The sequence below is a fragment of the Amycolatopsis sp. PS_44_ISF1 genome (assembly GCF_032335455.1).
Classification (GTDB): Bacteria; Actinomycetota; Actinomycetes; order Mycobacteriales; family Pseudonocardiaceae; genus Amycolatopsis.
Genome location: NZ_JANUXO010000002.1, coordinates 1,954,492 through 1,969,636 on the forward strand (window position 1 = coordinate 1,954,492; position 15,145 = coordinate 1,969,636).

Annotated in this window: 16 protein-coding genes; 4 read left to right on the top strand and 12 right to left on the bottom strand. The window is 73.7% G+C overall.

Features of this window, described 5'->3' with window-relative positions:
* The first annotated feature begins 52 nt into the window (after positions 1 to 52).
* Positions 53 to 382 carry a putative quinol monooxygenase gene (locus tag NYF13_RS23050; RefSeq protein ID WP_315659578.1) on the top strand — a complete coding sequence of 110 codons (330 nt, stop codon included), beginning with the start codon at positions 53 to 55 and terminating at the stop codon, positions 380 to 382.
* A 66-nt stretch (positions 383 to 448) separates the two neighbouring features.
* Here the strand turns inward: NYF13_RS23050 and NYF13_RS23055 are convergent, their stop codons facing one another.
* Complete coding sequence (locus NYF13_RS23055) at positions 449 to 1,261, bottom strand: DUF1295 domain-containing protein (RefSeq protein ID WP_315659580.1); 813 nt, start codon at positions 1,259 to 1,261, stop codon at positions 449 to 451.
* Between the two features lie 307 nt (positions 1,262 to 1,568).
* Entirely contained in the window at positions 1,569 to 2,759 is a 1,191-nt protein-coding gene (locus tag NYF13_RS23060; protein WP_315659582.1) for an MFS transporter, read from the bottom strand.
* Positions 2,760 to 2,910: 151 nt separating this feature from the next.
* On the opposite strand from NYF13_RS23060, the gene NYF13_RS23065 reads away from it, so the two are divergent.
* Complete coding sequence (locus tag NYF13_RS23065) at positions 2,911 to 3,501, top strand: TetR/AcrR family transcriptional regulator (protein ID WP_315659584.1); 591 nt, start codon at positions 2,911 to 2,913, stop codon at positions 3,499 to 3,501.
* A gap of 41 nt (positions 3,502 to 3,542) precedes the next feature.
* On the opposite strand, the gene NYF13_RS23070 is transcribed toward NYF13_RS23065, so the two are convergent.
* From NYF13_RS23070 to NYF13_RS23085, 4 genes are all read right to left on the bottom strand, one after another.
* Positions 3,543 to 4,646, bottom strand: coding sequence for a Gfo/Idh/MocA family oxidoreductase (locus NYF13_RS23070; RefSeq protein WP_315659587.1), 1,104 nt, complete (start codon positions 4,644 to 4,646; stop codon positions 3,543 to 3,545).
* Positions 4,643 to 5,377: a TIM barrel protein gene (locus NYF13_RS23075; RefSeq protein WP_315659589.1), complete on the bottom strand. Its 735-nt coding sequence runs from the start codon at positions 5,375 to 5,377 to the stop codon at positions 4,643 to 4,645. The genes NYF13_RS23070 and NYF13_RS23075 overlap by 4 nt, the downstream gene beginning before the upstream one ends.
* Positions 5,378 to 5,640: 263 nt before the next feature.
* Positions 5,641 to 6,183 (bottom strand): GNAT family N-acetyltransferase, encoded by a 543-nt coding sequence (locus NYF13_RS23080; RefSeq protein WP_315659590.1) that lies wholly within the window; start codon positions 6,181 to 6,183, stop codon positions 5,641 to 5,643.
* Complete coding sequence (locus tag NYF13_RS23085; RefSeq protein ID WP_315659592.1) at positions 6,180 to 6,680, bottom strand: hypothetical protein; 501 nt, start codon at positions 6,678 to 6,680, stop codon at positions 6,180 to 6,182. The genes NYF13_RS23080 and NYF13_RS23085 overlap by 4 nt, the downstream gene beginning before the upstream one ends.
* Positions 6,681 to 7,362: 682 nt before the next feature.
* On the opposite strand from NYF13_RS23085, the gene NYF13_RS23090 reads away from it, so the two are divergent.
* Positions 7,363 to 8,202 carry a PRC and DUF2382 domain-containing protein gene (locus tag NYF13_RS23090; RefSeq protein ID WP_315659594.1) on the top strand — a complete coding sequence of 280 codons (840 nt, stop codon included), beginning with the start codon at positions 7,363 to 7,365 and terminating at the stop codon, positions 8,200 to 8,202.
* 124 nt (positions 8,203 to 8,326) lie between these two features.
* Here the strand turns inward: NYF13_RS23090 and glgC are convergent, their stop codons facing one another.
* From glgC to NYF13_RS23110, 4 genes are all read right to left on the bottom strand, one after another.
* Complete coding sequence (gene glgC, locus NYF13_RS23095) at positions 8,327 to 9,544, bottom strand: glucose-1-phosphate adenylyltransferase (RefSeq protein ID WP_315659595.1); 1,218 nt, start codon at positions 9,542 to 9,544, stop codon at positions 8,327 to 8,329.
* Positions 9,541 to 10,698: a glycogen synthase gene (glgA, locus tag NYF13_RS23100; RefSeq protein ID WP_315659597.1), complete on the bottom strand. Its 1,158-nt coding sequence runs from the start codon at positions 10,696 to 10,698 to the stop codon at positions 9,541 to 9,543. The genes glgC and glgA overlap by 4 nt, the downstream gene beginning before the upstream one ends.
* 73 nt (positions 10,699 to 10,771) lie before the next feature.
* A complete protein-coding gene (locus NYF13_RS23105) occupies positions 10,772 to 11,368 on the bottom strand; it encodes a hypothetical protein (protein ID WP_315659598.1) in 597 nt (198 codons plus the stop codon).
* A gap of 102 nt (positions 11,369 to 11,470) precedes the next feature.
* Positions 11,471 to 12,235 (bottom strand): putative protein N(5)-glutamine methyltransferase, encoded by a 765-nt coding sequence (locus NYF13_RS23110; protein ID WP_315660392.1) that lies wholly within the window; start codon positions 12,233 to 12,235, stop codon positions 11,471 to 11,473.
* Positions 12,236 to 12,364: 129 nt separating this feature from the next.
* Here NYF13_RS23110 and NYF13_RS23115 point away from each other — a divergent pair, with 129 nt between their 5' ends.
* Positions 12,365 to 13,207: a sigma-70 family RNA polymerase sigma factor gene (locus tag NYF13_RS23115; RefSeq protein ID WP_315660393.1), complete on the top strand. Its 843-nt coding sequence runs from the start codon at positions 12,365 to 12,367 to the stop codon at positions 13,205 to 13,207.
* 174 nt (positions 13,208 to 13,381) lie between these two features.
* Here the strand turns inward: NYF13_RS23115 and NYF13_RS23120 are convergent, their stop codons facing one another.
* Positions 13,382 to 14,512 carry an acyl-CoA dehydrogenase family protein gene (locus NYF13_RS23120; RefSeq protein ID WP_315659599.1) on the bottom strand — a complete coding sequence of 377 codons (1,131 nt, stop codon included), beginning with the start codon at positions 14,510 to 14,512 and terminating at the stop codon, positions 13,382 to 13,384.
* Between the two features lie 94 nt (positions 14,513 to 14,606).
* Positions 14,607 to 15,092 (bottom strand): universal stress protein, encoded by a 486-nt coding sequence (locus NYF13_RS23125; RefSeq protein ID WP_315659600.1) that lies wholly within the window; start codon positions 15,090 to 15,092, stop codon positions 14,607 to 14,609.
* Positions 15,093 to 15,145 lie beyond the last annotated feature (53 nt).

Sequence of the window (15,145 nt, forward strand, 5' to 3'; positions counted from 1 at the left end):
CCGGTGGAGGATGGGGGTGGCCGAACCCCGCCCCGCGAAAGGACTCGCAACCGTGATCTTCATCGTCGTCAAGTTCCCCGTGCTGCCGGACGAGAGCGATGACTGGCTCTCGATCGTCGCGGACTTCACGGCCGGGACCCGCGGGGAGCCGGGCAACCTGTTCTTCGACTGGTCGCGCAGCGCCGACGACCCGAACGAATGGGTCGTGCTGGAGGCCTTCCGCGACCAGGACGCCGCCGTGGCGCACGTGAACTCGGAGCACTTCAAGACCGCGATGGCCACGCTGCCGGACCACATCTCGGCCACGCCGCGGATCATCAACGTCCAGGTGCCGGGCGAGGAGTTCGGCGAGATGGCGGAGCTCAAGCCGCGTCACGCCTGAGGCTTCCGGTCCCCGGCCCGGGCCCGGCGCGAGTACCGCGCGGGCCCGGGCCGCGGGCCGTCCGGCTCAGGCCCGCCCGGCGGCCCGCCGCGGCCACCAGGGCACGATCGGCGAGGTCCGCCGCTGGTACTGCGCGTATTCCGGGTAACGACCACGCGTGATGCTTTCGGTGAACACCGTCGAGCCGATGAACAGCAGCGTCAGCAGCACCGCGCCGGCGATGGTCCAGGTGACCGCGGCCGCGGCGAAGGCGCCCAGCAGGAACACCATCCACCACTGCGCCTGTTCGAAGAAGAAGTTCGGGTGCCGGGAGAAGCGGAACAGTCCGCGCTGCAGGAAGCGCGGCTCGGGGGTGCGGCCGGCCTGCTGCTCGCGCGCCTTCCACCGGTGGAAGTTCCACTGCTGCTGGTCCGCCACGGTCTCCCCGGCCAGGAAAGCCAGCCCGAGCACCGCGGCGGCGACGTCCCCGGCGCCGAGCGGGGTGCGGTGCTCCAGCGCGGTCCAGGCGGGCAGGGCGATCAGCAGCAGGATCACGTTCTGGTAGATCGTGATGAAGAACAGGTTGAACAACTGGAACAGCCCGGGCCGCATCTTCGCCCGCAGTACCGCCCAGCGGTAGTCCTCGCCGCCGCGGGCGTAGCCGCCCTTGCGGGCGAAGTTGAACGTCAGCCGCGCGCCCCACAGCGCCACGAGCGCAAGCATCACGTTCAGCCGCGCGTCGGCGAACCCGGCGGCGCCGGCGAAGATCGCGACGTAGGCCACCGGCACCAGCGACCAGATCCGGTCCACCCACGAGTACTCCCGCGTGATCACCGAGAGCAGCCAGCAGCCGGCGCAGGTTCCCGCGAACACCCACAGACAGACCCCGAACGCGCTCATGCCCGCACTCTACTGCCGGCTCTTCCCGGCCGCGGGGATTTCCTCCGCCCGGACTCACCGGCCCGGTCCGCCCGCGAACCCCGGTCCCCTCCTTCGTTTCTCCGGCCACTGTCCACACGGGAGGGAAGGCTCAGCCGTCCGGCGACGGCGGTCATCCCGGCTTGGGACCGGGAAAAGGGCGGCACGCCGGGAAAAGCCCCGGGGAGGAATGGTGTGCGGGCAGCCAGGGCCGCGCTGGTGGGTGACGGCCCAGTGGGGTGATCCTCGGGAAGATCACCACCGAGCGGATCGGGACTGAGCGGCCGGTTCAGGCCGCCTCGACCGGCTCGCGCCGCGGGGAGAGCACCGGGGCGAACACCACCGCCAGCCCGCAGAGCACGAACGGCACCGCGAAAGCGACGTTCAGCGGCATCCACCGGGTCAGCCCGCCGATCAGCGCGGGCCCGGCCAGCAGGCCGACGTACCCCAGGCCGACCACCTTGGCCATCAGGGCACCGGACGCGCGGGGGTCCAGGTTGCCCGCCGCGGTGAACAGCTGGGGCACGCCACCGGAGAGGCCCAGTCCGAACAGCGCCCAGCCCACCAGGGCGAGCGGCACCCACGGCGAGAGCGAAGCCGTGGCGAGGCCCAGCGCCGCCAGGGCCGAGCCGTACCGGACGACCGCGGCCGGGCCGGCCAGCGCGGCCACCCGGTCGGTCGCGAAGCGGCCCACCGTCATCGCGACGGCGAACGAGCCGTAGCCCAGCGCGGCGGTGGCCGCGGAGGTGCCCAGCACGTCCTGCAGGTGCAGCGCCGCCCAGTCGTTCGCGACCCCCTCGGCCAGCATCAGCGCGAAGGCCAGCCCGCCGAGCAGCCAGACCAGGCGCATCGGCGGGCGGGTCCGCCCGGCCGGGTCCGCCGGGGCGCCGGAATCCGGCTCCGGGGCCGGGTCCATCAGGAACCGCCCGGCCACCAGGGAGGAGACCACGCAGAACGCCCCGGTGCCGCCCAGCGCGGCCGCGGTCGGGATGCCCGCGCGCAGCACCGCCGCGCCCGCGAACGCCGCGATCGCCCCGCCGATCGACCACATGGCGTGGAACGAGGCCATGATCGGCCGCGGGTACGCGCGCTCGACGACCACCGCGTGGGAGTTCATCGCGACGTCGATCGAGCCGTTGCCGAAGCCGAACACCACCAGCGTCAGCCCGAGCGACCACCAGGTGCCCGCCAGCCCGGGCCCGGTCACCGCGAGCCCGAGCAGCACCCCGGCCGCCGGCAGCACCCGCCGGTGGCCGAACCGGTCCACGAGCCGGCCGGTCACCTGCATCCCGGCGAACGCCGCCGCGCCCAGCACCAGCAGCAGCGCGCCCAGGGTGCTGTGCGAGATGCCGGTGGACCGCTCCACCACCGGGATGTGCACCACCCACATCCCGACCGCGAACCCGTTGAGGGCGAAGAAGGCCCAGGTCGCGACGCGGGCGGCGCGCGGCCGGACGGCAGGTGGGGGGCGAGTGTCCATGATGGGTGGTTCCTCCGGGGTGGGGTCCTTCGATGATGCCACGGAACCCGAGGTTTCCGACAACTGGATTGTTCGAACAATCACTATTGATGTTCGTTTTCCCAGTGCGGCATGATGGCCGGGTGCACGCTGCCGAACCGACCGCCGCCCCGTGACCGGGGGCTACCTCAAGGGGCGCATCCGCCGTGAGGACATCATTTCGGCGGCGGCCACCGTATACGGTGAGGCCGGCTACCACGGTTCGTCGCTGCGCGAGATCGCCAAGCGGGCCGGCATCAGCCACGCCGGGCTGCTGTACCACTTCCCCACCAAGGAGGCGCTGCTCGCCGCCGTGCTGGTGCGCCGCGACGCCGAGGACTCCGAGCGTGAGCAGCTCACCGGGCCGCCGGGTCTCGAAGTGCTCCGCCACTTCGTCGCGCTGGCCGGGCACAACGTGCGCCATCCCGGCATCGTCGAGCTGTACTCGCGCCTGGCGGCCGAGGCGGTCGCGCCCGGCCACCCGGCCCACGACTACTTCGAGCGCCACTACGAGCAGGCCCGCGAAAGCGTGGTCGAGTCGTTCCGGGTGCTGTCGGCGAGCGGCGAACTGCGTGAGGGCACCGACCCGGAGTACGCGGCGCTGACGTTCATCGCGCTGATGGACGGGCTCCAGGTGCAGTGGCTCACCGACCCCGCCCGCGTCGACCTCGTCGGCTCCCTGCGCTTCTACCTGCAAACCCTGCTCACCGTTCCGCTGGGCTGAGCGCCCCGGCGCGGCCCGTGAGCCGCGCCGGGCACCCCGGTTCAGAGCGTGGCCGTATACGGGTCCCAGGCTTCGGGCAGCGCGGGCGGGACCTCCACCGTGCTCTCCACCTCCACCGTCCGGCCCCAGGTGATCGACTCGTCGACGGCCAGCATCGCGTCCAGCACGTGGTAGGCCAGTTCGCCGGAAGCCCGCTCGGGCACGCCGGCCCGGATCGCGCGCGCCAGCTCCAGCGCGCCGGTGCCCCGGGCCGCCGCCGGTCCGGACGCGGCCAGCTCCTCCGGCTCCGGCGCGCCGAACGCGTGCAGCCGGGTGCCCCCGTCGAACCGGTTCGGGTCCGGCAGCACGGCCGTGCCCAGCGAGCCCGAGACTTCGACGAAACCGGTGCGGGTCAGGGCCGAGTCGAAGCTCAGCACTACCTGCGCGCTGCCGCCGCGGGTGAACTCGACCAGTGCGGTGACCGTGGTCGGCACGCTCACCGGGAACTCGGTGCCCGCGCGGGGGCCGGAGCCGATCACGCGGGTCGCGCGCCCCCGCCCCCCGGCGCCGGTCACCCGGGCGATCGGGCCGAGCAACTGGATCAGCGTGGTCAGGTAGTACGGGCCCATGTCCAGCAGCGGCCCGCCGCCGGCCCGGAACAGGAACTCCGGCGCCGGGTGCCAGCTCTCCGGCCCGGGGGTCTGGAACAGCGCCAGCGCCGTGCGCGGCTCGCCGATCCGCCCGGCGTCGACCGCGCGCCGGGCCGTCTGCAGACCGGCGCCGAGCACGGTGTCCGGCGCGCTCGCGACCCGCAATCCCTTCTCCCGCGCGCGATCGAGCAGCTTGCGCGCGCTCTCCCGGTCGAGGGCGAGCGGCTTCTCCGCCCACACGCTCTTGCCCGAGCCGAGCGCAGCCAGGCCGACCTCGACGTGCGCGGCCGGGACGGTCAGGTTGACCACCAGCTCGATCTCCGGGTCGGCGAGCAGCTCCCCGACCGTTCCCCCTTGCGGCACACCGTGTTTCTCCGCCTGCTCCGCCGCCCGCGCGAGGTCGAGGTCGGCCACGGCGAGCACCCGCAGGTCGGGGAACGCAGTGAGGTTCTCCAGGTAGGTGTCACTGATGACGCCGGCGCCGATCACGCCGACACCGACCGGCCCGGTGCTCACTTCGCGGTGTCGGCGAGGTAGGCGAAGCTGGCGGCGATGGCCTCGAAGATGTCGCCGTCGTAGCGGTCGAATTCCACCACGCGCAAGGCGTCCGGCGCCGCGGCGAGCACGTCCGGGAGCGGCACGCGGCCCTGGCCGGCCGGGACCTGGCCGGAGGCGTCGGTGGCCAGCGCGCCGTCCTTGACGTGGATGGCCCGCACCCGATCGCCGAGCCGGCCCAGCAGTTCCGCCGCGTTCTCCCCGCCCGCGGTGGCCCAGTAGGTGTCGACTTCGAGCACGACCTGCGGATCGAGCTGCTCGGCGAACACCTCGAACGCGCTGCGCCCGCCGATCCGGGACTCCAGCTCCCACCAGTGGTTGTGGTAGCCGACGGTGACCCCGTGCTCCGCGGCGAGCTTCGCGGCCGCGTTCAGCGCGGCGGCGGTGGCGGCGATGTCGGCCGGGTCCGACCACTGCTCCGGCTTGACCAGCGGATCGATCACCACGCCGATGCCGAGCTGCTTCGCCGCGCCGAACACGGCCGCCTGGTCGACCCCGATCAGCTGCGCGTGCGCGGTCGGCGCGGTGAGCCCGCAGGCCGGCAGCCCGGCGGTGAGCGCCTCGACGTTCTGGACCACGCCGTACGGCTCGACCCGGGTGAATCCGATGGCGGCCAGCCGCTGCAGGGTGCCGGCCGGATCGGCCGCGAACTCGTCGCGGACCGAATACAGCTGCACGGAGACCTCGCCCATTCCCGCTCCCTTGCTCGATGGGCCGCCGAGGGGGCGGCGACAGATTTCTACCACCTGGTCAAAATTCGCACCAGACACCGGCGGGAGCGGACCGGCGGAACCGCACGTTCGGCCGAGCGGCCGCCGCCTTCAACGGCGACAGGACCGGGCCCCATTCGCGGGCAGGGACGGTCGGGCGGCGAGCACGTGCCCTCGAAGCAGCGGCGTCAGCCGACGGCGGTGGTGGTCTCGTCGCCCGATCCCGCAGCGGCGGGGGCCGCCGCTCATCCGGCGGTGAGATCCTTGCGGTAGACCAGGAAATCGCACGGCGTGGCCAGCAGCGGAGCCAGGTGCGGGTACGCCTGGCCGATGCTCGCGGTCCGCACCACGCGATAGCCGAGGCGGCCGTACCAGCCGGCCAGGAACTCCTTCGACGGGTGCTTCCAGCCGCGCGGCACCAGCAGTTCGAGCTGCATCTCGGCACATCCGCCGGACCGGCACCGCCCTTCGGCGAACCGCACCAGCGCCCGTCCGATTCCCGCGCCACGCACGTCGGGGGCGGCGGCCAGCAGGCCGAACTCCCCCGCACCGTCGGCCAGGCGGCGCACCCGCACGCTGCCGGCGAGCCGGCCGCCGAGGCGGGTCACGGCGATCTCCCCGGCCCGCACCAGCCCGGCGATCTCCGCGGCCGAGGTCCGGTCGGCCGGACCGGCCCACAGACCCGCCTCGGCCGTCGCGTAGACCTGGTTCACCAGTGCGGTGACGGCACCGACCAGCTCCTCGTCCGCCGCGGCCGAAGGCGGCAGCAGGGTGATCTCCGGGGTCACGCGGGCACCGGTTCCGCGGCGGCGGGACGAGCCTCGCCGAAGCCGCCGTACGGTCCGCCGCCGACCTGGTGACCGACCCCGCCGAAGTGCCGATGCCCGGCTCGTGGAGCGTCGTCAGCCGGTGCATGGACGAGCGCCTGGTGGTGCTTCGCGGCGGCCGGGGCCCTGACCGCCCCGGCCCGGCCGATCGGCTCGCGCCGCTTCAGCGCATTGCGAACCCGGCCGGGACCGCCCGTGGCCCTGGCACCGCGGACCCGCCCGCTTCGGATCGGCGCTTCGCAGGAGGGCGGACCACCGGATCGCGGGTCACCGGCCGGGCCGTACCCCTGGCGGACCTCGACGAAGCCCGGCGGCGGCTTGACTGCCTCGCACACCGAATCGCGGCTCACCCCGAGGTCGTCCACCAGGCTCGGCCCGGTGGGCCTCAGCGGATCCGGCGGCAGGTCCCGTTCGATGCTCCGCCGGGTGATCTCTTCCCCGTTTCGAGCCCGCGCCAAGACTTCCCTCCCCGCTGGTTCCCGGTTCGCCGCCAACGCCCCGGACATCCTACGTCAGGGGGGTCCGCGGACCGGCCGGGCGGAACGCGGTGGCGGGCGGTTCCGCGCTCCGTCACGTGTGGACCTTCCGCAAGTGTCCTCAATGGACGCAATAGCCGTACCGGGCCAGCCCATCGGAGTATTCGGGGGGCGAACCGGAGTTCGCCGGACGACCCGGGTCGCGCGGCCCCGGACCGACCGCTCGTCCGGCAGCGGCCCGGATCCGAAAGCACCCGAGGTATCCTGGTATCGGATCGCATCGGCCACCGGCCAGGCCCGCTCGGCCGTGGCGCCCGGGCTCCCCCGCTCCGTCCACTGGCACCGGACATCACGCCCTTTTCGGTCGCACTGGAATGGCGCCACCACGCTGACCTGCACAAACCTCCCGCCGCGGGCGGCCCAGCCCGGGCATCGGGCTCCGCTCCCCGCAAGGCCTACCCAAGGGGGTGAGTCTCGATTTCGGCCTCGGCCGCCCCTGCGGGGCACAGAGCGCGCGCGTTACCCGAATGGACGGACTCAAACCTCCACTTTCGAGTGTCACCCTCGCGTACACCGGAAAGTTGCCGTGATCAACCGAGCGTCCGACTGTGGTCCTGCTCCCCAGGGGCATCCGCACCACCGATGGAGAAAGGACGTCAGAGCCATGGCCGGCACCCTGCAACCCCAGCAGCTGATGGACAGCGAAGTTGTCGACCCCGAGGGTCACAAGATCGGCAAGGTGGGCAACGTCTACCTCGCCGACTCGACGCGTGAGCCCGAGTGGATCACGGTCAAGACCGGGCTGTTCGGCACCAAGGAGAGCTTCGTCCCCCTTTCGGGCGCGAGCATGGACGACAAGGGTGTCCACGTGAACGTCGCGAAGGACCTCGTGTCCGACGCGCCGCGCATCGACGCCGACGGTCACCTCTCCTCCAGCGAGAGCGCCGAGCTGTACCGGCACTACGGACTGCCGATGCCGCGCACCGCTCCCGACACCAGCGGCGGCCGGGGCACCTCCGGCCCGACGCCGGGCCGGGGCGAGCGCACGGCCGAGACCCGCGGGATGACCGGCGACCGTGACCGGGCGGGCCGCGCCGGCGAGCGGGAGCAGGCCGCCCGGGGCACCGGTGACGAGGGCATGATCCGCTCCGAGGAGCGGCTCAAGGTCGGCACCGAGCAGGTCGAAGCGGGCCACGTGCGCCTGCGCAAGTACGTGGTCACCGAGGAGCAGCAGGTCACGGTTCCGGTGAGCCACGAGGAGGTGCGGATCGAGCGCGAGCCGATCACCGACGGCCGCGCCCGCACCGACGGCAAGCTCGGCGAGCAGGAGCAGGACATCACCCTGCACGCCGAACGGGCCGTGGTGAACAAGGAGACCGTCCCGGTCGAGCGGGTGCGGCTGAACACCGAGACGGTCACCGAGGACCAGACCGTCTCCGGCGAGGTGCGCAAGGAGCAGTTCGACATCCAGGACGACAGCTCCAAGCGCCACCGCAAGTCCTGACCCTCGAAGCCGGCCCTAGGGGCCGTGTCCCGTCCGAAGTGGACGGGACACGGCCCCACCGCCGTCTTCACGGCCGGGCCGTCGAGTTGGCGACCCACTGCCCCGACGGAGGACGGCAGCCGTGCTACAGCGCGCGTTCTCCCTTGCCCAGCACCACGATCCCGCCCGGGCTGACGTGGTAGTGCTCGCGGTCGCGGGTCAGGTCCACGCCGATGTGCGCGCCCGGCGGGACCACGACGTTCTTGTCCAGGATGGCGCGGCGGACCACGGCGCCGCGGCCCACGCGGGCGCCGTCGAGCAGCACCGAGCCCTGGACCACCGCGCCGTTCTCCACCAGGGCGTCCGGGGACAGCACCGAGTCGACGACCTGGGCGCCGGAGATGATGCAGCCGTTGCTGATGATCGACTGGTTGGCCGTGCCGCCTTCGACGAACTTCGCCGCCGCGCGCTGGCCCGGGTGGGCCAGGATGGGCCACTTCCGGTTGTACAGGTTGAAGATCGGGTACGTGGAGATCAGATCGGTGTGGGCGTCGTAGTAGCTGTCGATGGTGCCGACGTCGCGCCAGTAGCCGTGGTCGCGCTCGGTCTCGCCGGGCACCTGGTTGCCGTTGAAGTCGTAGACCGCCGCTTCGCCCTTTTCCACCAGCGCCGGGATGATGTCGCGGCCCATGTCGTGCTGCGAGCCGGCGTTGTTCGAGTCCTCCTTCAGCGCGTCGATCAGCACCTGCGTGGTGAACACGTAGTTGCCCATCGACACGTAGGACTCGTCGGGCGAGCCGGGCAGCCCCGGCGGGTCCGCCGGCTTCTCCAGGAACGCGTCGATGTGCGTGCCGTCCTCGGTGTGGATCACGCCGAACGCACTGGCCTCGGCCCGCGGCACCCGGATGCCGGCCACGGTGACGCCCGCGCCCGAAGCGGTGTGCGCGTCCATCATCTGCCGCGGGTCCATCCGGTAGATGTTGTCGGCGCCGAACACCGCGATGTAGGCCGGCTGCTCGTCGTAGACCAGGTTCAGGCTCTGGTGGATGGCGTCGGCGCTGCCCTGGAACCAGCGCGGGCCCAGCCGCTGCTGCGCGGGCACCGGCGTCACGTACTCCCCGGTCAGCGACGAGAGCCGCCAGGTGGTGCTGATGTGGCGGTCGAGCGAGTGCGACTTGTACTGGGTGAGCACGCAGATCCGCCGGATGCCGCCGTGCACCAGGCTGGAGAGCACGAAGTCGATCAGCCGGTGCACCCCGCCGAAGGGCACCGCGGGCTTGGCCCGGTCGGCGGTGAGCGGCATCAGCCGCTTGCCCTCGCCACCCGCCAGGACGATGCCCAGCACATCGGATCCGTCGATCACGAAACCCTCCCGCACGCCTCGTAGATCGCGACCGTCCGAGCGGCGATCGCGGCCCAGCCGAACTCTTCCACGGTTCTCGCCCGCCCGGCCGCGCCCATCCCGGCGGCTCGGTCCGGATCGGCGACCAGCTCGTTCACGCGGCGGGCCAGCTCGGCCTCGAAGACCGCGGGCTCGGCCTCGTCGTAGTGCACGAGCAGCCCGGTGCCGCCGTCCTGGACCACCTCGGGGATGCCCCCGACGTCGCTCGCCACCACGGCCGTGCCACAGGCCATGGCCTCGAGGTTCACGATGCCGAGCGGTTCGTAGACCGAGGGGCAGACGAACACCGTCGCGTGCGTGAGCAGCTGGACCACCTCCGGGCGCGGCAGCATCTCCGGGATCCAGTGCACGCCGGTCCGCTCGGCCTGCAGCTCGGCGACCAGCCCGCGGAACTCGGCGTCCAGTTCGGGGGTGTCGGCACCGCCGGCGCACAGCACCAGCTGCACCTCCGGGTCCAGCTCGAACCCGGCGCGGACCAGGTGCGGCACGCCCTTCTGCCGGGTGATCCGGCCGACGAACAGCGCGTAGGGCCGGTCCGGGTCGAGGCCGTGCTTGCGCAGCACGTCCTGGTCCGGGTCGGGCTGGTAAAGCGTGGTGTCGATGCCGTTGTGCACCACGTGGACCCGCCCCGGGTCCACCGCCGGGTACGCCCGCAGCACGTCCTCGCGCATCCCGCCGCTGACCGCGATGATCGCGTCGGCGGCCTCGTAGGCGTCGCGTTCGATCCAGGAGGAGACGCGGTAGCCGCCGCCGAGCTGCTCGGCCTTCCACGGCCGCAACGGCTCCAGCGAGTGCGCGGTGATCACGTGCGGGATGCCGTGGGTGAGCTTCGCCAGGTGGCCGCCGAGGTTGGCGTACCAGGTGTGGCTGTGCGCGAGGTCGTGGCCCTCCAGCGCGTCGGCCATCGAGACGGCGATGTCGAGGGTCGCGAACGCGGGCTGGCCGTAGCCGTGCGCGTCGCGGTGCCCGTGGGCGCCGTCGGGGCGGTCGGGGCCCCAGCAGTGGACGTCGAGCTCGACCAGCGACCGCAGCTCGCGGGCGAGGAACTCGACGTGCACCCCCGCTCCCCCATAGACGTCCGGTGGGTACTCGCGGGTGAGCAGGCCGACCAACATGACCCGACCCTAGAGGGCGCGGCGCGGGGAGTGCAGTGCGAGGCCGGGACGAATCCGTGTCGTGATCGACTTCTCAGCGCAGCCCGTGCCGGCGCAGCTCCCAGCCCGCGAGCCGGTGGATCACCTCCGGATCGTGCTCGCGCCAGCCGGTGGTCAGCTCCCCCGCCTTCGCCACCCGCGGCAGCGGCCGGGTGACCAGGGCGCGCAACGCGAGCAGGTCCAGCCCGGCCTCGCCCTCGCGGCGCAGGCGGGCGGCCGCGGTCGCGCCCCGCGCGAACCGCCAGCGCAGCGGCAGCCACGAGACCAGCAGGAACACCACGGGCAGCGCCACCACCAGCGCCGCCATCCACCACGCGAGGTCGGTCACGGCGCTGATCTGCCACTGCCCGGCGTCGACGAGCTCGGCGCCGGCGGCGGAGCCGGTGTGCAGCGCCCCGGCCAGCGCCCCGCCGACCAGCGGGAGGTCACCGGCCTTCCCGGCGGCCGAGTCGAACGTGCCACGCAGTCCGGAGCCCGCGTCGACCAGCCCGTCGCCGGGGGCGCGCATCCGCATCACCTCGGTGTGCACCCGCACGGCGAGCCAGATCGCGGACGCGGTGAGGCCGAGGGCGAAGAGGTCGGCGACGAGCTGGGCGGCGCGGCGGGCCGGGCGGTCGGCGTAAACCTTCATCGAGGTCCCTTCTCTCGCGAGCCACGCCGACATACCCGCCCGGTCGTCCACCGAACCGCCGGAGCCGGGATTGCTCCTGGTGCAGCAACGACTTGCCGCCGATCAGCGGTGCCGGCCGACGATCACGGTCGCGCCCAGCCCCTCGGACCCCTCAGATCCCTCGACCCGCGCGCGCAGCCCGGCGCGTTCGGCCTCGGCCACCGCGCGGTCCGCCTGCCGTTCGCTCGTCTCGAACAGCACGTGGCCGCCGGGGGCGAGCCAGCCGGGCGCCGCGGCGACCACGCGGCGCAGCACGTCGAGCCCGTCGGCGCCGCCGTCGAGCGCGACCAGCGGCTCGTGCTCGCGCGCCTCGGGCGGGAGCAGGGCGACCTCACCGCTCGGTACATACGGGACGTTGGAGATCAGCACGTCGACGCGCCCGCGCAGGGCGTCCGGCAGCGGGGCGTAGAGGTCGCCCTCGTAGACCCGGCCGGGGACGTTCCGGCGGGCGCAGCGGACCGCCGCGGGCTCGATGTCGGTGGCGTGCAGCTCGACCGGCACGGCCGCGGCGACGACGGCGCCGAGCGCCCCGGACCCGCAGCACAGGTCGACGACCACGGCGCCGGGGCGGGCCAAGCCGGTGGCCAGCCGGGCGAGCAGCTCGGTGCGGTGGCGCGGGACGAACACCCCCGGCTCGACCGCGAACCGGCGTCCGGCGAACTCGGCCCAGCCGAGCACGTGCTCCAGCGGCAGGCCGGCCACCCGCCGCTCGACCATGGCCTCCAGCTCACCGGCCGTGACCGCGGCTTCGCCGAGCAGCCGGGCCTCGTCCTCGGCGAAGACGCAGCCGGCCGCGCGCAGGCGCGCGACGACGGACTCGGGATTCAGCACGGGGGCCTTTCGGGCAGCGGGGCCCCCACCGTCCCACGGGCGCGCGGGCGTCACGTTCGCGGGCCCGCGAACGTCAGAGTGGGGACGACTCGGGAAGCGTCGGGGAAGCGGAGGAGCACAGTGGACCTGCGGGACGAGGCGCGGCGGTTCGAAACCCATCGCGCCCACCTCCGGGCGGTGGCCTACCGGATGCTGGGCTCGCTGGCCGAGGCGGACGACGCCGTCCAGGAGACCTGGCTGCGGTTCAGCCGCGCCGGCGCGGACGTGGACAACCTGGGCGGCTGGCTGACCACCGTGGTCAGCCGGGTGTGCCTGGACGTGCTGCGCTCGCGCGCGTCGAGGCGCGAGGAGCCGGCGGGCGGGGCCTGGCCGGACCCGGCGGGCGGTCCCGTTCCCGGTCCCAGCCCCGAAGACGAGGCCGTGCTGGCCGATTCGGTGGGGCTGGCGTTGCTGGTCGTGCTCGACACCCTCTCACCGGCCGAGCGGCTGGCCTTCGTGCTGCACGACGTCTTCGCGCTGCCGTTCGAGGAGATCGCGCCGATCGTGGACCGGGCCCCGGCCGCCACCCGCCAGCTCGCGAGCCGCGCGCGACGCCGTGTCCGCGGTGGTGCGGCGAAGCCGGACGCCGGACTCATCCGCCGTCACCAGGTGGTCGACGCCTTCCTCGCCGCCGCGCGCGAAGGCGACTTCGCGGGCTTGATCGCCGTGCTCGACCCCGACGTCGTGCTCCACGCGGACGGCGCCGTGGTCCGCGGCGCCGAATCGGTGGCCAACGGCGCGCGGCGATTCTCCGAACGGGCCGAGTTCGCCCGCGCGGCCACGGTCGACGGCCGGCCGGGGCTCGTGGTCGCCCCGCTCGGGCGGCTGGCGGGCGCGATGACCTTCGCGATCGACGGGGGCCGGATCACCGGGATCGAGATCTTCACCGACCCCGCCCGGCTGGCCGGGTTGGAGGTCGCCGTCCGGTGAAGGCTCGATCGCGGCCGGGGACGATGGCGTCGACCGTGAAGCGTCCCGCGATCCGGCGGCGTTTCCGATCGAGCCGCCCTTCGGGCCGTGTCGGGCCGTCACCCGAAGCAGGCTCTCAGGCGCGGAACCGACTTCCTTGCCTGGCGGCAGTCCGAACGGGCGGTGCGGTCCCGTTCACAGCTGCGACGTGTCCACCGGGACCCCGAGCAGCAGGCGGCCGGCCAGCTCGTAGGTGGCGGGGTTGACCTGGAAGTGCGCGGTGGCCGTGTGCGCGTCGCGGAACCGGCGCTGCAACGGCGAGCTCTCGTAGATCGCCGTGCCGCCGCCGAGGTCGTGCATCACCCGCGCGACGTCGGCCGAGGTGCGCACGGCGTGCGTGCTGGCCAGCCGCAACGCGAGCCGCAGCTCCTCACCGGTCACAATGGACGCCTCGGCCGCTTGCCAGGCGTCGTCGATGGCGCGGTAGAAGAACTCCCGGGCCGCGCGCAGCGAAGCCTCGGCCTCGGCGACGGCGATCTGCGTGGCCGAGCGCCCGGCCAGCGTGCGACGGGAGCCGCTCGGGTTCTTCACCCCGGCCAGCTCGGCGAGGTCGGTGATCGCGCCGCGGGCGTTGCCGAGCGCGGCCGCGGCGATCGAGGCGGCGAAGAAGCCGAACAGCGGAAACCGGTGTAGCGCCCCGGAATCGGCCGGCGGTCCGTCCACAACGGACATCAACCGGTGCGCGGGCACGAAAACCCCGTCGGCGCTGGTGTCGTGGCTGCCGGTGCCGCGCAGCCCGGAGGTGTGCCAGGTGTCGTGCACGGTCAGCTCGGCGGTCGGGATCGCGGCGACGACCGGCCCGTCCGGGTCCCGGCGCAGGCAGCCCAGGAAGACCCACTCCGCGTGCGGCACCCCGCTGCAGAACGACCAGCGCCCGGAAACCGTGACCCCGCCCTCGACCGGCACCGCCTTCCCGCGCGGGGCCCAGACGCCACCGGCGGCCGAACCGGGGTCGCCGAACACCTCGCGCCCGCCCGCCTCGGGCAGGTACGCGCCGAGCAGGCTGCTGGTGGCGGCGATCGACACGCACCAGCCGGCCGAGGCGTCGCCCTCGGCCACCTTCTCCGCCGCCCGCAGGATCGCCGCCGCGGACGGCTCGGTGCCCCCGAGCGCCGCGGGCAGGCCGGCGCGGAACAGACCCGAGGCGCGGGCCCCGGCGAGCACGGCCGGGGCCAGCGCCCGCCGCCGCTCGGTCTCCGCGGCGTGCTCACGGGCCAGCGCGCCCAGCTTCCCCGCCGCGGCCGCCAACTCGTCCTGTGAGCCCACCCGACGCCTCCGAACCGGTTGCAGGATCTTCCCCGGTTCAGCACTCTCACCGCTGGTGGGACGGCTGTCAACGCCAGGGCCGGGGGGTCCGCGGTCAGGGGACGACGACCACCGGCCAGGTCGCGGCGCGGACCAGCCGGGCGGCCACCGAGCCGACCAGCCGGTGGCCGGCCTGCTCGGAAGCACCCACCACGACCATGTCCGCGCTCAGCCCGGTCGCCGCCGCCTGCAGTTCGGGGAAGGCCTCGCCCCGGCGCACCATGAAGGTGATCGGCACGCCCAGCTCGTCGGCCCGGTAGCGCAGTTCCGAGCGCAGCTGTTCGATCTCCTCTTCGAAGGTCTGCTGCTGCAGGTCGGTCGCGGCGGCCGCGGCCAGCCCGACCCACATCGACGGCGCCGCCACGTACACGAGCACCAGCCGCGCCTTCTGCCGGCGCGCCAGCCCGGCCCCGTAGGACGCCGCGCGCAGGCCGGTCGGCGAGGTGTCCACCCCGACCACGATCACCCGCGGGCCGTCGGTTCCGCGCTCGTAGGGACCGGGCGCCCAGCGGGGGCCGTACTCCTCGACCAGTTGCTCCACCCGGACATTATGGGTCCCCCCGGCGCCCGCGGCCCGGGGCCCGGGGCGCGCAC